We start from the raw sequence: 20,812 nt of genomic DNA, 5'->3' as shown, positions 1-20,812 counted from the left end.
AAATAGCATGCGTGATTACGGTTTTGGCCTGTAGAATAAGGCTTACGGTTCAGCATAACGTCGCAAGCTACTGATGCGATACAGGAGAGCAGCATGATAGACCCGAAAAAAATTGAAGATATTGCCAAGCAAATCGGCAACGCCATTCCACCACAGGTACGCCAGTTTGCCGATGACGTTGAAGCCAAGGTAAAGCAGGTACTGCAAAGTAAACTGGCTGATCTGGATTTTGTCAGCCGCGAAGAGTTTGACGTACAGCGCCAGGTATTACTGCGCACCCGCGAAAAAGTAGAAAAGCTGGAACAGCAACTCGCTGCGTTACTGGCCGAGAAAACTCAGCAGTTTGACACCAAAGAACTGCCATCGTCTGATCAGCAATAAACTGTTAGCGCAATATTACCCGGATATTGCGCCAATTTGTTTAGTTTTTGCTAAGAGTTACGGCTGCTCCGACAGAAAGTATGAACCGACCTTGCTGTGCTATTTCTGCTGCGGCAATACTGCCTTGGTTAGTAACCAGTGGTCGTCGTTGCGTTGAAATAAAGCCAGATGGCTTTTAGTTTCGAATAAGATCAAATTATTATGCTGGCTAACTTTGGTTTCAGGGTCGAAAGGTGAAATCATGGCGTCAAAGTGGCGCAACAGCTCTTGCTCAATTGTAGTTTCAAAATCCTTTCCCAATCGATAGCCAGCAACGAACTGACTAAAATCATCCATGCTCATGGCATCGGTTACAACATATTGATTTATAAATTCGTAGTGTTCACATTCAGAGAAGATAGTTGTAGCCTGGCCATCAAAGCTGGTTTTCTCAGCGCAAATTTCGGCAGGAACAATAGCAGTAACTGATTTCTTTTCAATTTCCACTCCGTGACAACCAAACACCGAGAATGCGAGCGTAAGAGGTAGCAAAATTTTCGTTAGCATAAATCAACCAGCCCTTTTTATACGTTGTACCATATGCGCTTCCAGTTTAACCCGCCACATATCAAAACTTAGCGGATCCAAAATGATGGCTTCGATAGGTGTAAAAATATCAGTCATTGTTTTTAATGATTTTCCTGTCGAGAATACCTGACCCGCCACACCTAACTTACTAAGTTGCGAACCATACTTTCCCATCTGGTTACCACTTTTTTCAGCTATGTGGCTGCTGCCTTCAGTTGCAAAGCCTTCGACACCACTAACTATTTGCAAGACTTCCGTAAGTACACCTTCAATCATCAGGGTTCTTAAATCGTAGCTCAGGTTATCACGATACATCATAGCAATTGGTCTTTGCCGAAGAATCTGGTTTATTGCACCAGCACTTAGCGCCTTGCTTGAAAAAAAATCAGCGAAGGTTGCAATTTCTACCCGTTCCATTTCTGAAATAGTCGAGTTTTTATTGAGCTGGCGTAGTATGTTAAGTAAACGATTTTTGACCTTGTCATAATGCTGCATATATCACCTCCATTGATTTTCTGTTAAATTAACGCAAATTATTAACTTGATCAACGTTTTTGCCACATGGTAGTAGGGAACCGTCGGGCTGGTTTCATTTGTTGATTGAGGTCGCTGTGTTCGGAATGAAAGCTAAGAATTCTACCCTTTAGCAAAACGAGGTAATACATCTGGACTCCGGCAAACGTGATGCGCTATGCAAATGAACTGAAGTCAGCATGAAAATTATCTATCACGAAAACTACAACATCGACGTAGGTATTTTTAAATTTCTGCACCCATTTGATGGCTGTAAGTTTAGTAAAGTACGTGCGGCGTTAAATGACGCAGATATCATTGCACCGCAAGGTCCTATTGCTGAAGATGCCATTCTCAGCTCTTTAAATGAGCTGCTTAAAATTCAGATTAAAGATAAAGCCGCGTTGTGCAGGGCGCTGGAAATTCCGAAAATTCCTTTCCTATCGTTTTCATGGCTGGATAGCAGAATATTGTCGCCTATGCGCTGGGGCGTCGCCGGTACGTTAATCGCCAGCCGTTTAGCGCTTGGCGGTGACGATGCGTGGAACCTTGCCGGTGGTTATCACCACGCCAGCCCACACCGAATGGAAGGCTTTTGTATTTACAACGATATTGGCATTAGCTATCAGCAGCTTATCGCCAGCGGAGAGTTAACAGCTGATGACAAAATACTGATTATTGATATCGACGCCCACCACGGCAACGGCAACGCCCGAACCTTTCACGAAAACAAAAACGTCACTTTGCTTGATGTGTATAACGCCGATATTTACCCCAACGACCCGGTAAGCCGACGCAGAGTTGATATCGCCGTACCACTGCCAAGCGGCACCGGTGGTGAGTTATATCTGAATAAACTCAGTGCGGCATTAGAGCAGCTAAGCAGCGGTTATAAACTCGCTTTTGTGGTCGCCGGTACAGACGTTTTAGCCACAGATCCATTGGGTGGCTTATCTCTTAGCGTGGCTGAAGTAGCACAAAGCCATAAGCTGGTGTACCAGCGCTTAAAAGCGCTGCATATTCCAACGGTGTTTTTAGGCGGTGGCGGTTATGGCAAAGATAGCGCCGCGGCAATGGTTGCGGGGATTAAAGCGGTGTCTGCAATGGACTGATGCTCTTAGCATTTAGAGACTTTGGTCTTTAATAAGTCATGAACACAAAAGCCAGCGCTACGCTGGCTTTTGATGTTAAACAGCCGCTAATTACACCAGCAGTTGCTGGCGCAGGTAGTCGTATAGGCGGCGTTCTTTCCGTGCTTCTTCGCCATCGCTTTGCATAATCTGCTTAGCGGTATCCAGCGCTTTTTGTTTATTGAACATCAGCGCATCTTTCAGCCCTGCCAGATAAGCTTCGGTTTTATCAGCACGAATAGCTTCGCGCACATCAGCCATGGTCTGGCTTTGTACAGCGGTAATGCTGTTAACACCATCCCAGCTTAAGCTATCGGCTATTTCGTCAACCAGCTCCTGCTCGTTCAGACGAATTTTACCGTCTATGCGATACATCATAATTGCCAGTTTCAACAGTGCTTCGTTAAACGCTTGTTGTGTTGCCATGTTCTTTTCCTTTTAGCTATTACCGTACGTTCGCGTTACTTCTTCGGCTGGGCGATTTTTAGAATTTCGGTTAAACCGGCAACAGCACCGCCGATATTGGCAAGTTCGGCCGGTACTATCATGGTGTTGTTCACTTTGGCCAGGTTACCGAACTCTTTTACATATTGCTCGGCTACGCGCAGGCTTACGGCTTCTGAACCACCCGGGTGATTAATGGCTTCGGCAATCTGGCGGATACCTTCGGCGGTGGCAATGGCGATAAGCTCAATTTCGCGGGCGCGGCCTTCGGCTTCGTTAATCTGGCGCATCTTGTCGCCTTCAGACAGGTTAATTACTTCCTGCTTCTGGCCTTCAGACACGTTAATCATGGCCTGGCGCTCACCCTCAGATTTGGCAATAGCCGCACGGCGCTCACGCTCGGCACGCATTTGCTGCTCTAACGCATCTTTAATGCTAAGCGGCAGTTCAATGTCTGAAATTTCATAACGCAGCACCTTAATACCCCACGGCGATGCGGCTTCGTCCAGTGCTTTTACCACTTCTTCGTTAATTTTGGCGCGCTCTTCAAAGGTTTTATCCAGATCGGTTTGGCCGATAACTGAGCGCATTGTGGTTTGCGCCAACTGAGAGGCGGCGTAGCGGTAATCGTTAATACCGTAACTGGCTTTGTGTGGGTCTACTACCTGCAAATACAGCACGCCGTTAATGCCCACCTGAATATTGTCGCGGGTAACACAGGTTTGCCGCTCTACGTCGATCACTTCTTCTTTTAAGCTGTGGGTATAGGCCACTTTGTCGATAAACGGGATCAGAATATGAAAGCCTGAGTCCAGCGTGCGCGAGTATTTACCTAGGCGCTCTATAACATAGTTACTTTTTTGCGGCACTACGCGCGCTGTTTTTACGATGGTAATCACAACGGCGATGGCAAAGCCGGCCATTAAAATAGTGTTGATATCGATTGTTTCCATCAGATTTACTCCTTAAAACAGATGGTTAGTTTAGAAACTCAGGCAGATTTGGCGCCAGACACCACCAGCTTGATACCGTGATTGGCCACAACAAAAGCAACATCACCGGCTTTCAGTGCATCGGTTGATTCGGCATCCCATTGCACGCCGTTTAACACTACGCGTCCGGCGCCCTGATGAAAATCGCTATGTACGATAACGCGACGGCCAATATCATCGGCCAGCCTGGATGGCTGCTCTGTGCTGTCTGCGGTGTAACCAACAAACCAGCGCTTGCAGCGGCCTCGGGCAGTAAACAGTAATACCAGCGATAATACGCCGAACAGTAAATACTGCATGCTGTAGCTTTCAATCAGGCCGAAGTTCAGTAATAAACCGACAATAATAGCGGCAATACCGAAAAATACCGCAACTATGCTGGTGGCCATAAGCTCAGATAAAATCAGCACTATGCCAACAATGATCCAGATGGTAGCAACACTCACTTATTCTGCTCCGTAACAATTGTTATGCTGCACATTAACGTAAGGCATACAAAGCGGTCAATCTAATACGTAATTGCTTTGTAACAGTATTTTACGCCGCTGGCACCGCAGCTATACAGCCCGGTGCCAGCATGAAGTGGGTAACAAGAAGTGGATAAGCGGCTATGCCGGATTAAACAGCTTTTGCTCCAGCGTCTGGCCTTTGGTCAGGTTGCGGTAGCGCCAGCCATTGGCAGCTAAACATTGCAGCACGGCCAGGTCAAAATCGGCATTATGCTGCGGGTTATAGCTTAGCACCAGCTCTCGGCGCTGGGCACTGTGTAAATCAATCAGGCCGGGCAGTTGGCGTAGCGCCGCGCTGATGGCGTCGTTGTTGTCCTGCTCTAAGTGCAGGGTAAGGTATTGCAGCTGTGCTGCGTTATCGCTGCCGCTGTGCTGTTTTAGCTGACCGTTTTCTAAATAAAGCACTTTATTGCACAGTTGCTCCAGCTCAAAAATATTGTGCGAGCTGATCATAAAGCTAACTTCACCACTTAAGCGGCTAATTAGCTGGCGAATATGCAATGCATTTACCGGGTCCAGCCCGGCGGTGGGTTCGTCCAGCAGCACCAGTTGGGGTGTGCCAATAAACGCCTGAGCAATAGCTGCCCTTTTACGCATACCGTGGCTTAGGGCACCGGCTTTATGCTGCAGTTGCTCAGTCAGTTCTACCAGTGCCAGTACCCGTTTGCTTTCTTCACGCGCGGCTTTGCTGCTTAAACCTTGTAAGCGGCCGTAAAAATCCAGTTGTTCGCCAATGCTGAAGGCCGGGTCAAACTGGGCATCTTGTGGCAGGGCTGCAACCTTACCAAACAGCGCACTGCTACCGGCTTTATGGCCAAAAATACGGGCACTGCCGCTGTCCGGGGGCAAATAACCACATAAAATGCTGAATAAGGTGGTTTTACCGGCGCCGTTGGGGCCAATAAGCGCGGCGACATCGCCCTGATGCAATTCAAAACTAAGTTGTTGCAGCACAGTTTTGCTGCCAAAGCGCTTTGCCAGTTGCTGACACTGAATAATAGCGTTCATAGTGCTTTCCTTGTTAACAAAAACGTGGCGCTGCTGAGTAATACCAGTGTTTGTAGCAGCGGCAGCAAGGCATGTTGCAGTGTTTGCCAACCTTGCATAGGCAGCAACTGCATTACCTGAGTACCGGGCATATAACCGAGTAGAAACAGAAAGTCAGGAAAGTAAAAAACAAAGGTGCTAAGCAGTACAAACACCAGCCCCAGGCTAACAATCGCCAGGCTTACCGCAAGGCGGGATGAGCGCACCATGGCAGAAAAGCAGCTCATTAATGCTGTAAAAGGCAGTAATACCAGCAACAAATTAACGGCAATAACAGCGGCGGCATTTAGCATAGCCAGGGTTAAGCCGCCTTCACGCCAGGCCGCCAGCGAGAGGGTGGCCACCAGAGACAGCAAAATTAAACAGCTTTGCACCAGCATCTGGCCGCTAAAACGGCCCAGCACTATGCTTAAGCGGCTGCTGCGCAGTGCCAGCAAGCGCAGGGTGCCGCGCTCCAAATCACTACACAGCTGGTTAGCGGTAAAAAATAAACACAGCAGCGGCAGTAGCATTAAACTGAGGATCCAGTAAATTGCCAGCTCCGGTGCCGGCCAGGCAAACAGCTGGCTTAAACCAAAGGCGCCAAAAGCGTCGCGAAACATTTGCTGAAAGCCTTCACTGCCAATCAGATCGCTGGCGGGGGCGATGGCATAACGCAGCAGAAAAAACCACAGCACCGCGGTGGCGGCTAATGTCATCAACCCGCGGCGGGTTAGCCACAAGCGGTGAAGTTCAAAACCGGCATATAAACCACAATGTTTTAAGGTTGTTATAAATCGCGCCATAGCGTGCTTCCTGTGCAGTGCATTATTGTCAGTGTTACCACAATACTCCCGGTGGCTTATTGCAGTATTAGTACCTTGCAGTATTAGTGCCATTGATTAAGTGCTATTAAATCAAAATCTTATGTTTTTTTACCCAATGCACTTGCTGAAATTGGTGACTAAATCGTTAATTTAACCACTTTGCAGCCTATATTAATTACTTTTTAAAATCACAAAAATAGATTGAGTTAATTTAATTTAATCATTTTTTTCGCTTTCAATTAGCTACTACTCTTGAGCCTGCAGGAAGGGATAGACAACATTTAAAAGGCAATAGCTATGTTTAAACGATCAATAATAGTAATGGCTATCAGTTTGTCGCTGGGAGTTCAGGCAGCGGGTACACTGACTAAAGACAACAGCGCGCCGGTAGGCGATAACCAGAACTCTATCACAGCCGGGCCAAATGGCAGCACTTTGCTGCAAGATGTGCATTTAATTCAGAAGTTACAACGTTTTGCCCGTGAGCGTATTCCTGAGCGGGTAGTGCATGCCCGTGGCACTGGTGCCCACGGCGAATTTGTTGCCAGTGCCAATTTATCTGATCAAACCGTGGCATCGCTGTTTGCTGCTGCCGGTAAAACCACGCCGGTGTTTGTGCGGTTTTCTACCGTAATTCATGGTAACCACAGTCCGGAAACCTTGCGTGATCCACGCGGCTTTGCGGTAAAGTTTTACACCGATCAGGGTAACTGGGACTTAGTGGGTAATAACCTGCCAGTGTTTTTTATCCGCGATGCGATCAAGTTCCCCGATATGGTGCACTCATTAAAACCCTCGCCGGTGAATAATATGCAGGACCCAAACCGGTTCTTCGATTTTTTCTCGCATGACGGCACCGCCACCCACATGTTAACTCAGCTGTACCACGATATTGGTATTCCGGCCAGTTACCGTCAGATGGACGGTTTTGGTGTGCACGCCTACAAGTTTGTTAATGAAGCCGGCGAAGTGCGTTATGCGAAATTTAACTGGCGCAGCCAGCAAGGGGTAAAAGGTTTAAGCCTGGACGAAGCCGCTAAGGTGCAAAGCAGCGATTTTAACCACCTAACCCGCGATTTATATGCGGCGATTAATGCCGGTGATTTACCCAAATGGGATCTGTATATCCAAACTATTACCCCGGCCCAGCTGAACAGCTTTAGCTACAACCCGCTGGATGCTACCAAAATATGGCCGGATGTACCTGAAGTAAAAGTGGGCACCATGACACTCAACCGGATGCCGGATAACTTCTTCCAGGAAACCGAGCAAGCCGCTTTTGCGCCGGGCAACCTGGTACCGGGTATCGAGCCGTCAGAAGATCGCTTATTACAGGGGCGTATTTTTTCTTACAGCGACACCCAGTTATACCGTTTAGGCGCCAATCACCAGCAATTGCCTATTAACCGGCCGTTGGTTGCGGTAAACAGCAATAATCAGGACGGTGCAGCCAACAGCGGTAACACCAAGTCGAATGTAAATTATGAGCCAAGCCGGGTTGAGCCAAAAGGCGCGTTAACCACAGCGCGTGCTGTTACCACAGCGTTAAACGGTACGGTGCAGCAGCAGGCCATAGATAAAACCGACAACTTTAGCCAGGCCGGTGCCTTGTACCGCGCTTATAGCAAAAAGGAAAAAGATAACCTGATCCGTAACCTGGCAGCCGACTTAGGCCAGGTAACAGACAGTGCTACCAAGCACGCCATGTTGTCTTACTTCTACAAAGCTGATGCAGATTACGGCAGCCGTATTACCAAAGCGGTAAAAGGTGATTTAGCCACGGTAAAACAATTGGCGGCACAGCTGTAACCCAGCACGGCAATATTGCTATTGCCAATAGCGGTGCAGCGCTATTGGTACTGAATAAGCGTTAAAGCCCTGCAAAGCTCAATCAACCCTTCCTGCACCTGGGTGAGCTTTGCAGGCACTTATACAAGCAAATATTTAAATACAGAGACCCGATTATGAGAACACTGACATTAATACTAAGCCTGTGCCTGTTGCTGTCAGCGGGCATTAATACTGCTCAGGCCAGCAGCAACGACATACCTGATCCGACCCCAGCACAGCAACAATTGACTGACTATTTTTTTGCCGCTGCCCGCAGTGGTAACAGTGAAGTGTTAAACGAGTTCTTAGCCGCCGGGTTTCCGGTAAACCTGCAAAACAGCGACAGCTATACCGCATTGATGACAGCCACCTACTACGGCCATGCCCACGCAGTGGAGCTATTGCTAGCTTACGGTGCTGATGCCTGTATCCGCGATAAACGCGACCACACAGCGATGATGGGCGCTATTGTAAAAGCAGAATGGAGCATTGCCCGCACTTTATACCGCCTAGACTGTGACAACCAAACCGGGCAGCAAAGTATGAAAACAGTGGAAGAATTTGCCGCTGTATTTGGCCAGAGTGAAAAATTAGCGGCATTAAAACAACAGATGCAGACACAGCGTTAAGCCGCGTTTACTGCGCGGCTATAATTTTAATCTCAATCTTCCAGCCCGGATCGGCCAGTTTAGCTTCAACGGTGGCGCGGGCCGGAGCTTGGCCCGGTGCTACCCAGTTATCCCAGGCCAGGTTCATTGCGGCATAATCGGCCATATCGGCCAGGTAAATAGTAGCGTCAACCAGTTTGGTTTTATCGCTGCCGCACTGTGCTAACAGCGCATCAATTTGTGCCAGCACGTCTTCAGTTTGTAAGGTGGCATTGCTGCTGGTGGTAGATGGCACCATGCCGGCACAAAAAATTAAACCGTTAACAATTACCGCTTCAGAATAGCGGCTGGCAGGTAAAATACGTTGAATGGTCATCAGTTACTCCTTGGATGTATCGCTACAGGCTAACCTGAAGTGGCGCGGATAACCAGTCGGAGCAGTAACGGCGGCAGGCAAAAAAGACGCGCTGTCAGGACGAGAGCAGCGCGCCAAAGTCGTGGTTGGGAGGGTACACGAAACCTTTTTGTCAGTTGAATATGAATATCAGTTGTACAGGTAAAACGCAGTGCTGTTATTGCTGTTTACCTCAATTAAATCGTATTGCTGCATTTGCGGTATCGCCTGTTGAATTTGGCTTTCCAGCGTATCCAACGCTTGCAGGTTGTTACACATTGCATCACCACGTTGTTCCAGCGCCTGGGCTTTAATATCCATCCGCGCTTCTAAATCTTCACCAAAACGTTCCATCCGTTCGCCAAAAGCTTCCATCCGTTGTTCAAAGTTGCCTTCGCCGCTGGCCATGGCTTTGCCCACCAACATTAAAATGCTGCCCATCGAATTGGTAACGGCTTCTTCAATCGCCTGTTCAAACTCGGCACCAAAGGCGTCATCGAGGTTGTCAAAGCGGCTGCCGTAAATGTCGATATTGTCGCCGCTGCGCACTACGATGCTCTCGGTGCTGGTTTTAATTTTATCCAACGCGGTTTGCAGCGCCGGATGTTGTTGCAGCGAGTCACCGGTTAGTTCGGTCAGCACAGAGTCAACGGCATCGGCCGCCAGCACCAGCGCATCTTCTACCAGTGCTACGGTTTCCAGTGTTTGTGTGCGAATGCCGGCCTGATACTCGCGCAGCAGTGCCTGAGTATCGTGGTCGGTGGTTACCGCTTTGCCATCCAGCCACAGCTGACCGCTGCTATTAATGCGCCACAATTCAGTGCTGCCATCTTTCATGCTGACCAGTTGGCTGTTAATAGATAAGTCTTTATCAAAATTGACATTACAGCTGTGCTCGTCGTGTGCCATTACGGCAGTGCTGATGCTGGTTAAGACAAAACTGCTGGCGATAAGTAAGTTTTTCATTTTCGTTATCCTTGTGGCCGTTAGCCGCTGTTAATTACGCCAGAGCTATTACAAAGTTAATGCCAATATTTAAGTGGATGTTATTTATGAAAAAGTTTGAATGTCAGCAATAAATATTTTTTTCTACTTAGTGTTTTTCACTATTTTTTGGTCTGTTTATCAGCGCTGTGGTATAGCCAGGCGCTAGTTTTTAATTACTTATTGGAATAAAGAAGAGAGATCCATTCTTTTACTGGTATACATATAGACGGCTAAAATGGCTGTAATTATTGTGTGCAGGGTGTTTTATGCTTTTATCTTCCTTAGTGGCGCAGGCCAGTCCGTTGTCCGAGCAGCAGGTAAGCCAGCTGCAGGGCTTAGTCAGCCAGTTAAACCCTATTCAGCAAGCCTGGGTTAGCGGTTATCTGGCGGCCAGCGCTCAGCTTGCCGGGCAACTCTCCGGACAACTGCCCGGACAGCCAGCAACTGCGCAGGCCGCTGCCAGTGCCAGCCTGACTATTTTATTTGGCTCGCAAACTGGCAATGCGCGGCATCTGGCAGAAGCCTTAGCTAAACAAGCGCAGGGTAAAGGCATAGTAGCCAAAGTGGTTGATATGGCCGAGTACAAAACCACTCAGCTAAAGAACGAGCAATATCTGGTTATTGTTACCTCTACTTATGGTGAAGGCGAGCCGCCGGAAAATGCCATTGGCCTGCATAACTTTTTATTTAGCAAAAAAGCGCCAAAATTAGCCGGGTTAAAATATGCCGTGCTGGGGCTGGGCGACACCAGCTATGAGTTTTTCTGCAAAACCGCACAAGACTTTGATCAGCGCTTAGCCGAGCTGGGTGCGACATCTGTGCTGCCACGCATTGATTTAGATGTCGATTATCAGGCTCAGGCCGACAGCTGGAGCAACGAGCTGGTTACTAAGCTGGAACCGGAGCTTAAAGCTTCTGCCGCGCCGTCAGCGCAGGTTATTGCCTGGCCAGGAGCAGACATTACTTCAGGTAGTGTTAGCCAATACAGCAAGCAGCAACCCTTTGCTGCCGAGCTGTACACCAATCAGAAAATTACCGGTCGCGACTCCACCAAAGATGTGCGGCATATCGAAATTTCACTGGCCGACAGCGGTTTAACTTATCAGCCGGGTGATGCGCTGGGGGTGTATTTCAGCAATGATCCGGAGTTAGTGCGCGAACTACTGCTGTTAACTGCCATAGCGCGAGATACACCGGTTACGCTCTCTGATGACAAATTGACAGTAGAGCAGGCATTAACCGAACAGCTGGAACTGACGCAGTCGTATCCGGCCTTTGTCGAGAAATACGCTGCCGCCACCAATAACGCAGCTTTAACTGCGCTGGCCGCCGATAAAGCCGCGCTGCGCGCTTACATTAATGAGCGGCAGATTATTGATATAGTACGTGACTACCCGGGTTTGCTTAGCGCTCAGCAATTAGTAGATGCGCTGCGTAAACAGCAGCCGCGGTTATACTCTATTGCCTCCTCTCAAGCCGAAGTGGAAGAGGAAGTGCATTTAACGGTAGCTGTGGTGCGATACGATGCTTACGGCCTGCCGCATTTGGGCGGTGCCTCCGGCTTTTTAGCCGAGCGTTTGGCTGAAGGCGCTAAGGTAAAGGTGTTTGTTGAGCACAACAACAACTTCCGTTTGCCGGCCAATGACGACACGCCGGTGATTATGATAGGCCCCGGCACTGGTATAGCGCCGTTTCGCGCCTTTTTGCAGCAACGTGACGCCAGCGGCGCCGCGGGCAAGAACTGGTTGTTTTTCGGCAACCCGCATTTTACCCAGGACTTTTTATACCAGTTGGAGCTGCAAAATTACCTCAAGCGTGGCCTGTTAACTAAACTAGATGTGGCCTTTAGCCGCGACCAGGCGCAAAAAGTGTATGTGCAGGACAAACTGCGTACGCACGGCAGCGAAGTATGGCAATGGCTACAAGACGGTGCCCACCTGTATATTTGTGGTGACGCTAACCGGATGGCAAAAGATGTGCAGCAGGCCTTACTGGATATAGTGCAACAATATGGCGGTAAAACCGCTGAACAAGCGCAAGCTTACTTAGACGAATTACGTGTCGCAAAACGTTATCAGAAGGACGTGTATTAATGAGCCAGTATCCAATTAATCCAGATTTAGTGGCACCGGGTGCACTGTCTGATAACGAGCGCTTAAAAGCAGAAAGCCAGCATTTACGCGGCACCATTGAAAGCGATCTGAAAGATGAGATCACCGGTGGTTTTAACGGTGATAACTTTATGCTGATCCGCTTTCACGGCATGTATCAGCAGGACGACCGTGATATCCGCGCTGAACGCACCGCGCAAAAACTTGAGCCGCTGCATAACGTGATGCTGCGTGCCCGCATGCCGGGCGGCATTATTACGCCGCAGCAGTGGCTGGCAATTGATAAATTTGCTGGCGACAACACTATGTACGGCAGTATCCGTTTAACCACGCGGCAAACCTTTCAGTTTCACGGTGTGTTAAAGCCACATATTAAGCCGATGCATCAGTTTTTAAACAGCATTGGCATTGATTCTATCGCCACTGCCGGCGATGTTAACCGCAATGTATTGTGTACTTCTAACCCGGTAGAATCAGAGCTGCACCAGCAGGCATACCAGTGGGCGGCGAAAATCAGCGAGCATTTACTGCCGAAAACCCGCGCCTATGCCGAAATATGGCTGGATGAAGAGAAAATTGAAACCACCGAAGTCGAACCGATCCTTGGTGACAACTACCTGCCACGCAAGTTTAAAACAGCGGTAGTTATTCCACCGCACAACGACATTGATGTACACGCCAATGATTTAACCTTTGTCGCCGTAGCGGAAAAAGGGCAGTTAGTCGGTTTTAACGTGCTGGTGGGCGGCGGTTTAGCCATGACCTTTGGCGACGATGCCACTTATCCGCGTATGGCCGATGACTTGGGTTATGTTGCGCTGGAACACACGTTAAAAGTGGCTGAGCATGTGGTAACGGTGCAGCGCGATTACGGTAACCGCTCAAACCGCAAAAATGCCAAAACCAAATACACCATTGACCGCATCGGCCTGGACGCCTTTCGCGCCGAAGTGGAAGCGCGCACCGGCGTGGCTTTTGCACCTGTGGTGCCATACAGCTTTACCAGCCGCGGCGACCGCATTGGCTGGGTAGAGGGCATCGACGGTAAGCACCACTTAACGTTATTTATTGAAAACGGCCGCGTACTGGATTTTCCGGGCAAACCGCTGAAAACCGGCTTAGCGAAAATTGCCGCTATTCATCAGGGCGATTTGCGTATGACAGCCAACCAAAACCTGATTATTGCCGGTGTGCCGGCGGCGCAAAAAGCCGAAATTGAAGCTATTGCCCGCAGCCATGGCTTAATTGATGAAGGCCACAGCGAACAGCGCAAAAACTCGATGGCCTGTGTATCATTCCCAACGTGCCCGTTGGCGATGGCCGAAGCCGAGCGTTACCTGCCTGAATTAGTAACCAAAGTAGAAGCCTTACTAGGTAAACACCAGGTGGCTGACGAGCATATAGTATTGCGGGTTACCGGCTGCCCGAATGGTTGTGGCCGCGCCATGCTGGCCGAAGTAGGCCTGGTGGGCCGTGGCCCGGGCAAATATAACCTGTATCTGGGCGGTAACCGTGAAGGTACCCGTATTCCGCGCCTGCTGCTGGATAACGTCGGCGAAACGGATATTCTGGCGACCCTGGATGGCTTGATTGGCCGCTGGGCCACTGAGCGCAATAACAGCAGCGAAGGCTTTGGTGATTTCGTGATAAGGGCCGGTGTAATAGCGCCGGTAGTGGTGCCAAAAGATGACTTCCATAGCTAAAGCATCGCGCACAGATTACAGCGCTATTCTGCTGCAGGATGATGCTACGCAGCGTGCCTGGCTGGCTGAGATTAACCATCTGCTGACGCCACTAAGCGCGGCAGAGCGGGTGCGCTGGGCGCTACATAACCTGCCGCAAAACCCGATGCTCAGCTCCAGCTTCGGTATTCAGGCGGCGGTGATGTTGCATCTGGTAACGCAGCAACAGCATGATATCCCGGTAGTATTAACCGATACCGGCTATTTATTTGCCGAAACCTATCAGTTTATTGATCAACTGACGGCGCAATTAAAACTAAACCTGAAAGTATACCGGGCGCAGCTAAGCCCGGCCTGGCAGGAAGCACGCTTTGGCAAATTATGGCAAAGCGCCGAGGGTATTAAGCAGTACAACCAACTGAATAAAGTAGAGCCGATGCAACGCGCACTGCAGGAACTGCAGGTAGGCAGCTGGTTTACCGGCCTGCGCCGCAGCCAAAGCAGCAGCCGTGCCGATAAGGCGATTGTTGAGATCAGCCGTGGCGTAGTGAAAATTCAGCCGATCATCGACTGGAGTAATAAAGATGTGTTTTATTACTTAAAAGAACACGGCTTAAGCTACCACCCGTTGTGGGAGCAGGGTTATGTCTCGGTAGGCGATACTCACTCCACGCAAAAGCTGGAACTGGGGATGAGCGAAGAAGACACCCGCTTTAACGGCTTTGGCCGTGAGTGCGGCCTGCACGTAGATGGTGATGGTATTTAAGCGTGGCCAGGCCGAAAAAATTAATGTTACTTTTTGTTCAGTCTCTGCCATAGTCACAATTAATCGTGTTACTAAGGCAGAGTGAGGGTATGAGGAAAATCTGGTCAGGCTTAGTTGTTGTAATGTCAGTCTTTTTGACAGATGCTGCGCCGGTGAGTGGCCAACTGACAATTTACACCGAGCATTTTCCGCCATACAGCTATCTGGCCGATGATACCGTTACCGGCATTAATACTGAGCTGGTAAGGCTTAGCTGCGAAAAAGCAGGTTTAAATTGTCATTTTTTGCTTTACCCCTGGTTACGTGCTTATGAAGCGGCACAAAAAGAGCCTGCAGCGGCCGTTTATTCTACCTCGCGCAATGCACTGCGCGAGCCGCTATTTAAATGGGTTGGACCGCTGGCACATTCACATGCCAATATGTACCGGTTAAAAAGCCGGCCTGATATTAACCCCACAACGCTGGAAGAGGCAAAACGCTATGTGGTGGCAGTTGCCCGTGGTGATGTGTATGAGCTGTATTTAAAAAGCCAGGGCTTTGAACACGGCGTTAATTTGCTTGGGCTTACTGCCAAAGCAGATGCCGTGGGGCTATTTTTGCAGGGCAAAGTGGATTTACTGATTGGCTCTGAGCTTATTTTGCCGGTGTGGCTGGCAAAATATAACCAAACACTGGACAGTATTGAGCCGGTGCTGGATTTGTCTGTAGTAGGGGCTAATTATCTAGCACTGAACCTGGCAGTACCAAACGAAACGGTAGAAAAATTACAGCTCGCGTTAGACGAGCTGCATGCCAATGGTGAATATCAGCGCTTAATGCAGCTTTATATTCACAACAACTCAAACTGATATTCAGCGTCATCGTTGCGTAATGTCATCACATTATTATTAAATGTCACTTTGGGCTTGCCTTGCAAAAAGCTGCTGAACGCTTGTTCGCGCTGCATTAGAGGCTCTGAACAGGCCATCATGGTACTGGCCAGTTGAGAAACCACCAAGCTGCCCTCATCTAGGCTGTAATTGCCAATCATGTTGTTGCAACCGGTAAAACCTGTCAGGCGGTTGTCCTGCAGGCTAAGGCGCAGCGGTTTAAGAGTCGTATCGTTGTTTAGTTGCTGGTATTGGCCTTGCGGTAAGCTTAATTGCTGGCAAGCGGTAACTAACAGCAGCAGACAGCAGGCTGCAACAGTACAGATAAAATGCTTAGTAAACATAACAGGCTCCTGATGCGTTGTGTGGCAATACACAATGCCATAGTGTAGCTAAGCGTAGGCTGAACAAGCGGCAGTAAATATTGTCATCAAAAAAAGCGATTAAATTAATTTGTTTTATTCGTTTTGATAACTGATTGCAGCACGGTACACTGGCTGCAGTTGAAACATTACCTGTGAACCAACCTAAAGGAGTAAGACTATGTCTTCTATTATCAACACTAAAATCAAGCCGTTTAAAGCTACTGCATTTCATCAGGGTAAATTCGTACCTGTTACTGAGCAAGATTTAGCTGGCAAATGGTCAGTAGTAGTATTTTACCCGGCTGACTTCACGTTCGTATGCCCAACTGAATTAGGCGACCTGGCTGATTTCTACGCTAAGTTCCAGGAAATCGGTGTTGAAGTGTACTCAGTATCTACTGACACGCATTTCACGCACAAAGCATGGCACGATGCGTCTGAAACCATCAAGAAAATCACTTACCCGATGATTGGCGACCCAACTGGTGCCATTACCCGTAATTTCGGTGTAATGATCGAAGAAGAAGGTTTAGCACTGCGTGGTACTTTCGTAATTAACCCTGAAGGCGAAATCAAAGTTGCTGAAATTCACGACTTAGGTATCGGCCGCTCAGCTGCAGAGCTGTTCCGTAAAGTACAGGCTGCACAGTATGTTGCTAACCACGATGGCGAAGTATGTCCTGCTAAGTGGACGCCGGGTGAAGCAACGTTAGCACCATCTCTGGATCTGGTTGGTAAGATCTAAGTAGTGCAACAAGCTGCAGTTATTGCAGCGGGATCTGGTTACAGCCTGCGTTAAGAAGCTGTAGCTCAGCTTCCCTCTGCCAAACTCCGGTTTGGTACCCGGGCAGGCAACACCTGCCCGGCTTACCCCAAAACTGAATATTTACAGTCTGTTTTACAGGCTGAGGCTTTGTGACGCTGATTTTTTATCGTCTTATTATTTACCCAGTTAATTTTCCGGGAGTTTTTATGCTAGATACTAACCTGAAGCAACAATTAAAAACCTATCTGCAGAACCTGAAAACCGAGGTAGAGCTGGTGGTATCTTTAGACGATAGCGCCAAAGCTGCTGAAGTAAACCAACTGGCAACAGACATTGCCGAATTATCTGATTTAGTGTCATTGCGCCGCGATGACAACGCCCTGACACGCAAGCCAGCGATGCTGGTGCGGTCGGTGGCTAACGACACCCATATCACTTTCGCCGGTGTGCCGCTGGGCCATGAATTTACCTCTTTAGTGCTGGCGCTGCTGCATTCAGGCGGCCACCCGATTAAAGTTGCTGCCGATACTATTGAGCAAATCCGTCAGCTACAGGGCAGCTTCGCCTTTGAAACCTATGTGTCATTAAGCTGCCAAACCTGTCCGGAAGTAGTACAGGCGCTGAATATTATGTCGGCGATTAACCCCGGTATTACTAACGTGATGATTGACGGCGCTATGTTCCAGCAGGAAGTGGCCGACAAAAACATTATGGCGGTGCCGTCAGTGTACTTAAACGGTGAGCTGTTCTCACAAGGTGCTATTACACTGGAAAAAATCATCCAAAAACTGGATGTAAATGCTGAAAAACGCCAGGCAGAAGCACTGAAAAACAAAGCCGACTTCGATGTATTGGTAGTGGGCGGTGGCCCGGCCGGTGCTGCAGCCTCTATCTATGCTGCCCGTAAAGGTTTAAACACCGGTATCGTAGCCGAGCGTTTTGGTGGCCAGGTAGCCGATACAGTGGGCATTGAAAACTTTATTTCGGTGCAGTACACCGAAGGGCCAAAGCTGGTAAACAGTTTAGAAGCCCATGTGCGTGAATATAACGTTGATATTATGAACAACCAGCGTGCTGTAGCACTGCGTAAAGACGGTAAGGTACAGCTTGAGCTGCAAAACGGCGCCGTAATGAACAGCAAAACGGTTATTTTAAGCCCGGGCGCGCGCTGGAGAGAAATGAATGTGCCTGGCGAGCAGGAATACCGTGGTAAAGGCGTGGCGTACTGCCCGCACTGTGACGGACCGCTGTTTAAAGGCAAAAAAGTAGCGGTAATTGGTGGCGGTAACTCAGGCATTGAAGCCGCTATAGACTTAGCCGGTATTGTTGAGCATGTTACCGTGCTGGAGTTTGCCGCTGAATTACGTGCGGATGCGGTACTGGTGAAAAAAGCCAAATCAATGGGCAATATCACTATTATCACTGAAGCGCAGTCTACCGAAGTCACTGGCGATGGTAGCCGTGTAACCGGTATTAACTACACTGACCGCAAAACCGGTGAAGCACATCATGTTGCACTGGCTGGTATCTTTGTGCAGATAGGTTTAGTGCCTAACACCGAATGGTTACGTGGTGCCGTGGAATTATCACCACGCGGCGAAATTATTGTCGACGAACGTGGCCAAACTTCACTGCCGGGCGTGTTTGCTGCCGGTGATGCCACTACCGCACCGTACAAGCAAATTATTATCGCCATGGGCTCAGGCGCTAATGCTGCGCTGGGTGCCTTTGACTATATGATCCGCCAGTAAAGCGCTGGCGTACAGTTTTAAACTTCACTCTCTCTGAAGCTTTGACGGCAACTGTGGTTGCCGTTTTTTTTATTTTCACACACTACAGTTAATTTTTATTTAAATATTAGATACTATGTAACCATAAAATCATCATTAATCTATAACAAGGACGAAGATAATGAAGTTATACTTTTTACTAGCTGCAATGATTCTGTGTTCAACTATGGTGAACGCAGATCAGGAAAGGATCATTTCAGATTTTAGTCAGAATCCGCAATTTAGTAATATGAAAATATCTCCCAATGGTGAGTACCTCGCTGTCGAGACATATATTAAAGGTATAAAGGTGCTTGCATTTATCAAGCGGCAGAGTCTGGAGATGGTAAATGCTGTGCGATTTGGCTCAAGCGGCGAGCTCAGCAATTACTATTGGGTAAATAACGAGCGTGTAGTTATTCAGCTAGCACAATCAGAGCCTTGGGCTAAAGAACCACAATATACTGGCGAGCTTTACGCTATCAACATTGATGGCAAAAAAGCTGAGTTGATCTACGGTTACCGTGCTGGCAAACAACAAGTCGGTTCAAATATAAAAAAGCGTGAATCAATCTATGGCTGGGCTGATATTATTGATCTTTTACCTGATGATGAGCGGCAGATCCTGATAGCCAGCACTTCATGGAGCTTGAAAGGAGACCGACATGCTGATGTGTTGCTTTTAGATGCCTATACAGGGAAGTCTCGCAAAGTTAGCTATGCACCTGGTCCGTACACCCGCTTTTTAACTAATCAGCAGGGCGAGCTAGCATTAGCTGTAAGCTTAAATAAAGATAACCGTCAGGATGTTTTTACTTTTGACAAGGAAAATAACGACTGGGTGAAAGTGCCTCCTCAGACGTTTGGTAGGAGCTTCTACCCCGTTGCTTTAAATGATGATGCCAGTGCTGTATATGTTTTGGATGATTATCAGCAGGATAAGCAGGGGTTGTTTGAGTTTTCATTGTCGGATTTTAAATACAAAGCGATTTTTTCCGATGAAAAAGTGGATATTTCCACCCTGCAAGTAACAAAAAAACAGCAGATATTTGGTGTTAAGTTGGATGATGGATTACCTACCTATGCCCTCTTAACAGATAAATATACTGAAGCTCAAATCTTTAAAGAGTTACTCGCGGTTTTTGCAGGAGAAGCAATAGAGATTACGAGTAAATCACTGGACGATAGATTTTGGGTTGTCTATAGCTATTCAGACAAGACACCTGGAAGTTACTTTCTCTTTGATAAAAAAGAAGGTTCGTTGGCAAAAATAGCTGATGTTATGCCTAATCTTAATAGTTATTCAATGGTGGCGATGGCGCCTATCCAATACGAATCTTTTGATAGTAAAAAAATACATGGGTACTTTACTGAAAGTGAGCTTGTATCAGAGCATAAACCGTTAGTTGTCTATGTACATGGCGGCCCTCATGGGGTGAGAGATCGCTGGGGTTTCGATCCTGAAGTACAGCTACTTGCCAAAGCAGGCTACTCCGTACTTCAGGTAAATTACAGAGGCTCGGGTGGTTACGGCACTGTACATTTGGAAGCAGGTTATTTGCAATGGGGGGATGCTATACAGAGAGACATTATTGCAGGTACAGAATGGGCCATTGCCTCGGGTAAAGCAAAAAAAGGCAACATCTGTATTGTCGGAGCCAGCTTTGGTGGTTATTCGGCGCTACAATCCGCCACGATTGCCCCCGATTTATATAAATGCATTGTTGGAGTTGCAGGCGTATATGATTTGTCGCTTATGCGAACTGAGGGTGATATTCCTTTAAGAGATTTCGGTATTTCATTTTTGAATGAAGTTATTGGCACTGATGCTAAAATTCTGTCGCAGTATTCGCCGGTTAACAACGTTGCTAAGCTTACTGCTCCTGTACTAATAGCTCACGGCAAGAATGATAAAAGAGCACCATTAGAGCATGCAGATGTGTTGAAAAAGGCTATGGACTCGGCAGGCAAGAAGTATCAGTGGTTGTTATTTAATGATGAAACCCATGGTTTTTATTCTCCTGAAAACAGAGAAATATATTACAAGGAGTTATTAGCATTTTTGAACAAGCACCTAGCACATTGATATATTAGCATTATGAGTAAAAATGCAACAACCAGAGGTGGTTGCTGGTAGCTAATTTGTCCTATCTATATTTGTAGTCATCACGGCAACTCCGGTTGCCGTTTTTTTTGCGTCCAGCTTCAACTATGCTTTTTACAATTCCACTTATTACAATCTTTGCATTAATTCCTTTTAGTTATATCTGAGCGTA

Annotated in this window: 21 protein-coding genes; 11 read left to right on the top strand and 10 right to left on the bottom strand. The window is 47.9% G+C overall.

Going from position 1 to position 20,812, the window contains the following annotated elements:
- Positions 1 to 93: 93 nt before the first annotated feature.
- Positions 94 to 381 (top strand): ubiquinone biosynthesis accessory factor UbiK, encoded by a 288-nt coding sequence (gene ubiK / locus MJX74_RS02030; RefSeq protein WP_240220435.1) that lies wholly within the window; start codon positions 94 to 96, stop codon positions 379 to 381.
- Positions 382 to 480: 99 nt separating this feature from the next.
- On the opposite strand, the gene MJX74_RS02025 is transcribed toward ubiK, so the two are convergent.
- A complete protein-coding gene (locus MJX74_RS02025) occupies positions 481 to 927 on the bottom strand; it encodes a hypothetical protein (protein WP_240220433.1) in 447 nt (148 codons plus the stop codon).
- 3 nt (positions 928 to 930) lie between these two features.
- On the bottom strand, positions 931 to 1,443 hold the full coding sequence (locus MJX74_RS02020) for a hypothetical protein (protein WP_240220431.1): 513 nt from the start codon (positions 1,441 to 1,443) through the stop codon (positions 931 to 933).
- 218 nt (positions 1,444 to 1,661) lie between these two features.
- Here MJX74_RS02020 and MJX74_RS02015 point away from each other — a divergent pair, with 218 nt between their 5' ends.
- On the top strand, positions 1,662 to 2,573 hold the full coding sequence (locus tag MJX74_RS02015; RefSeq protein ID WP_240220429.1) for an arginase family protein: 912 nt from the start codon (positions 1,662 to 1,664) through the stop codon (positions 2,571 to 2,573).
- Between the two features lie 90 nt (positions 2,574 to 2,663).
- Here the strand turns inward: MJX74_RS02015 and MJX74_RS02010 are convergent, their stop codons facing one another.
- The 5 genes from MJX74_RS02010 to MJX74_RS01990 all read right to left on the bottom strand — a co-directional run bounded on the left by MJX74_RS02010 (position 2,664) and on the right by MJX74_RS01990 (position 6,368).
- Positions 2,664 to 3,017 (bottom strand): hypothetical protein, encoded by a 354-nt coding sequence (locus MJX74_RS02010; RefSeq protein WP_240220427.1) that lies wholly within the window; start codon positions 3,015 to 3,017, stop codon positions 2,664 to 2,666.
- 35 nt (positions 3,018 to 3,052) lie between these two features.
- The gene (locus MJX74_RS02005; protein ID WP_240220425.1) at positions 3,053 to 3,988 is read right to left on the bottom strand and encodes an SPFH domain-containing protein; all 936 of its coding nucleotides are present in this window, start codon (positions 3,986 to 3,988) and stop codon (positions 3,053 to 3,055) included.
- A 38-nt stretch (positions 3,989 to 4,026) separates the two neighbouring features.
- A complete protein-coding gene (locus MJX74_RS02000; protein WP_240220423.1) occupies positions 4,027 to 4,473 on the bottom strand; it encodes an NfeD family protein in 447 nt (148 codons plus the stop codon).
- A 162-nt stretch (positions 4,474 to 4,635) separates the two neighbouring features.
- Positions 4,636 to 5,544 (bottom strand): ABC transporter ATP-binding protein, encoded by a 909-nt coding sequence (locus MJX74_RS01995; protein WP_240220421.1) that lies wholly within the window; start codon positions 5,542 to 5,544, stop codon positions 4,636 to 4,638.
- A complete protein-coding gene (locus tag MJX74_RS01990) occupies positions 5,541 to 6,368 on the bottom strand; it encodes an ABC transporter permease subunit (protein WP_240220419.1) in 828 nt (275 codons plus the stop codon). The genes MJX74_RS01995 and MJX74_RS01990 overlap by 4 nt, the downstream gene beginning before the upstream one ends.
- 318 nt (positions 6,369 to 6,686) lie before the next feature.
- Here MJX74_RS01990 and MJX74_RS01985 point away from each other — a divergent pair, with 318 nt between their 5' ends.
- Together MJX74_RS01985 and MJX74_RS01980 are read left to right on the top strand one after the other, a co-directional pair.
- Positions 6,687 to 8,198, top strand: a complete 1,512-nt coding sequence (locus MJX74_RS01985; RefSeq protein WP_275692634.1) for a catalase — start codon at positions 6,687 to 6,689, stop codon at positions 8,196 to 8,198.
- Positions 8,199 to 8,353: 155 nt separating this feature from the next.
- Positions 8,354 to 8,848, top strand: a complete 495-nt coding sequence (locus tag MJX74_RS01980) for an ankyrin repeat domain-containing protein (RefSeq protein WP_240220417.1) — start codon at positions 8,354 to 8,356, stop codon at positions 8,846 to 8,848.
- A 7-nt stretch (positions 8,849 to 8,855) separates the two neighbouring features.
- Here MJX74_RS01980 and MJX74_RS01975 read toward each other — a convergent pair whose 3' ends face one another.
- Together MJX74_RS01975 and MJX74_RS01970 are read right to left on the bottom strand one after the other, a co-directional pair.
- Positions 8,856 to 9,203 (bottom strand): RidA family protein, encoded by a 348-nt coding sequence (locus tag MJX74_RS01975; protein ID WP_240220415.1) that lies wholly within the window; start codon positions 9,201 to 9,203, stop codon positions 8,856 to 8,858.
- Between the two features lie 168 nt (positions 9,204 to 9,371).
- Positions 9,372 to 10,187: a YggN family protein gene (locus MJX74_RS01970; protein ID WP_240220413.1), complete on the bottom strand. Its 816-nt coding sequence runs from the start codon at positions 10,185 to 10,187 to the stop codon at positions 9,372 to 9,374.
- Between the two features lie 287 nt (positions 10,188 to 10,474).
- Between MJX74_RS01970 and MJX74_RS01965 the strand changes: the two genes are divergently transcribed.
- The 4 genes from MJX74_RS01965 to MJX74_RS01950 all read left to right on the top strand — a co-directional run bounded on the left by MJX74_RS01965 (position 10,475) and on the right by MJX74_RS01950 (position 15,615).
- Complete coding sequence (locus MJX74_RS01965; RefSeq protein ID WP_240220411.1) at positions 10,475 to 12,301, top strand: assimilatory sulfite reductase (NADPH) flavoprotein subunit; 1,827 nt, start codon at positions 10,475 to 10,477, stop codon at positions 12,299 to 12,301.
- Positions 12,301 to 14,022, top strand: coding sequence for an assimilatory sulfite reductase (NADPH) hemoprotein subunit (gene cysI / locus MJX74_RS01960; RefSeq protein ID WP_240220409.1), 1,722 nt, complete (start codon positions 12,301 to 12,303; stop codon positions 14,020 to 14,022). The genes MJX74_RS01965 and cysI overlap by 1 nt, the downstream gene beginning before the upstream one ends.
- Positions 14,006 to 14,767 (top strand): phosphoadenylyl-sulfate reductase, encoded by a 762-nt coding sequence (locus tag MJX74_RS01955; protein WP_240220407.1) that lies wholly within the window; start codon positions 14,006 to 14,008, stop codon positions 14,765 to 14,767. Before cysI ends, MJX74_RS01955 begins: the two co-directional genes overlap by 17 nt.
- Before the next feature lie 89 nt (positions 14,768 to 14,856).
- Positions 14,857 to 15,615 (top strand): substrate-binding periplasmic protein, encoded by a 759-nt coding sequence (locus MJX74_RS01950; RefSeq protein WP_240220405.1) that lies wholly within the window; start codon positions 14,857 to 14,859, stop codon positions 15,613 to 15,615.
- On the opposite strand, the gene MJX74_RS01945 is transcribed toward MJX74_RS01950, so the two are convergent.
- On the bottom strand, positions 15,597 to 15,980 hold the full coding sequence (locus tag MJX74_RS01945) for an META domain-containing protein (RefSeq protein ID WP_240220402.1): 384 nt from the start codon (positions 15,978 to 15,980) through the stop codon (positions 15,597 to 15,599). The two genes, MJX74_RS01950 and MJX74_RS01945, sit on opposite strands and share 19 nt — an antisense overlap.
- 199 nt (positions 15,981 to 16,179) lie before the next feature.
- Here MJX74_RS01945 and ahpC point away from each other — a divergent pair, with 199 nt between their 5' ends.
- The 3 genes from ahpC to MJX74_RS01930 all read left to right on the top strand — a co-directional run bounded on the left by ahpC (position 16,180) and on the right by MJX74_RS01930 (position 20,622).
- Entirely contained in the window at positions 16,180 to 16,746 is a 567-nt protein-coding gene (gene ahpC, locus MJX74_RS01940) for an alkyl hydroperoxide reductase subunit C (RefSeq protein ID WP_068236501.1), read from the top strand.
- Between the two features lie 227 nt (positions 16,747 to 16,973).
- The gene (ahpF, locus tag MJX74_RS01935; RefSeq protein WP_240220400.1) at positions 16,974 to 18,518 is read left to right on the top strand and encodes an alkyl hydroperoxide reductase subunit F; all 1,545 of its coding nucleotides are present in this window, start codon (positions 16,974 to 16,976) and stop codon (positions 18,516 to 18,518) included.
- Positions 18,519 to 18,678: 160 nt separating this feature from the next.
- Positions 18,679 to 20,622: an alpha/beta hydrolase family protein gene (locus MJX74_RS01930; protein ID WP_240220398.1), complete on the top strand. Its 1,944-nt coding sequence runs from the start codon at positions 18,679 to 18,681 to the stop codon at positions 20,620 to 20,622.
- The last annotated feature ends 190 nt before the right edge of the window (positions 20,623 to 20,812 follow it).

The sequence above is a fragment of the Rheinheimera hassiensis genome (assembly GCF_022436675.1).
GTDB lineage: Bacteria > Pseudomonadota > Gammaproteobacteria > Enterobacterales > Alteromonadaceae > Alishewanella > Alishewanella hassiensis.
Note: the sequence above shows the minus strand (reverse complement) of the source record. Positions and strands in the feature narration are given on the sequence as shown.

Bases quoted from the DNA above. Each gene is read 5' to 3' on its own strand.
- MJX74_RS01995 (WP_240220421.1), bottom strand. From the start codon at position 5,544: ATGAACGCTATTATTCAGTGTCAGCAACTGGCAAAGCGCTTTGGCAGC.
- MJX74_RS02005 (WP_240220425.1), bottom strand. From the start codon at position 3,988: ATGGAAACAATCGATATCAACACTATTTTAATGGCCGGCTTTGCCATC.
- MJX74_RS01930 (WP_240220398.1), top strand. From the start codon at position 18,679: ATGAAGTTATACTTTTTACTAGCTGCAATGATTCTGTGTTCAACTATG.
- MJX74_RS01945 (WP_240220402.1), bottom strand. From the start codon at position 15,980: ATGTTTACTAAGCATTTTATCTGTACTGTTGCAGCCTGCTGTCTGCTG.
- ahpC (WP_068236501.1), top strand. From the start codon at position 16,180: ATGTCTTCTATTATCAACACTAAAATCAAGCCGTTTAAAGCTACTGCA.
- MJX74_RS01990 (WP_240220419.1), bottom strand. From the start codon at position 6,368: ATGGCGCGATTTATAACAACCTTAAAACATTGTGGTTTATATGCCGGT.
- MJX74_RS02025 (WP_240220433.1), bottom strand. From the start codon at position 927: ATGCTAACGAAAATTTTGCTACCTCTTACGCTCGCATTCTCGGTGTTT.
- MJX74_RS01965 (WP_240220411.1), top strand. From the start codon at position 10,475: ATGCTTTTATCTTCCTTAGTGGCGCAGGCCAGTCCGTTGTCCGAGCAG.
- ahpF (WP_240220400.1), top strand. From the start codon at position 16,974: ATGCTAGATACTAACCTGAAGCAACAATTAAAAACCTATCTGCAGAAC.
- MJX74_RS01950 (WP_240220405.1), top strand. From the start codon at position 14,857: ATGAGGAAAATCTGGTCAGGCTTAGTTGTTGTAATGTCAGTCTTTTTG.
- MJX74_RS02015 (WP_240220429.1), top strand. From the start codon at position 1,662: ATGAAAATTATCTATCACGAAAACTACAACATCGACGTAGGTATTTTT.
- cysI (WP_240220409.1), top strand. From the start codon at position 12,301: ATGAGCCAGTATCCAATTAATCCAGATTTAGTGGCACCGGGTGCACTG.
- MJX74_RS02020 (WP_240220431.1), bottom strand. From the start codon at position 1,443: ATGCAGCATTATGACAAGGTCAAAAATCGTTTACTTAACATACTACGC.
- ubiK (WP_240220435.1), top strand. From the start codon at position 94: ATGATAGACCCGAAAAAAATTGAAGATATTGCCAAGCAAATCGGCAAC.
- MJX74_RS02010 (WP_240220427.1), bottom strand. From the start codon at position 3,017: ATGGCAACACAACAAGCGTTTAACGAAGCACTGTTGAAACTGGCAATT.
- MJX74_RS01985 (WP_275692634.1), top strand. From the start codon at position 6,687: ATGTTTAAACGATCAATAATAGTAATGGCTATCAGTTTGTCGCTGGGA.
- MJX74_RS01980 (WP_240220417.1), top strand. From the start codon at position 8,354: ATGAGAACACTGACATTAATACTAAGCCTGTGCCTGTTGCTGTCAGCG.
- MJX74_RS01970 (WP_240220413.1), bottom strand. From the start codon at position 10,187: ATGAAAAACTTACTTATCGCCAGCAGTTTTGTCTTAACCAGCATCAGC.
- MJX74_RS01955 (WP_240220407.1), top strand. From the start codon at position 14,006: ATGACTTCCATAGCTAAAGCATCGCGCACAGATTACAGCGCTATTCTG.
- MJX74_RS01975 (WP_240220415.1), bottom strand. From the start codon at position 9,203: ATGACCATTCAACGTATTTTACCTGCCAGCCGCTATTCTGAAGCGGTA.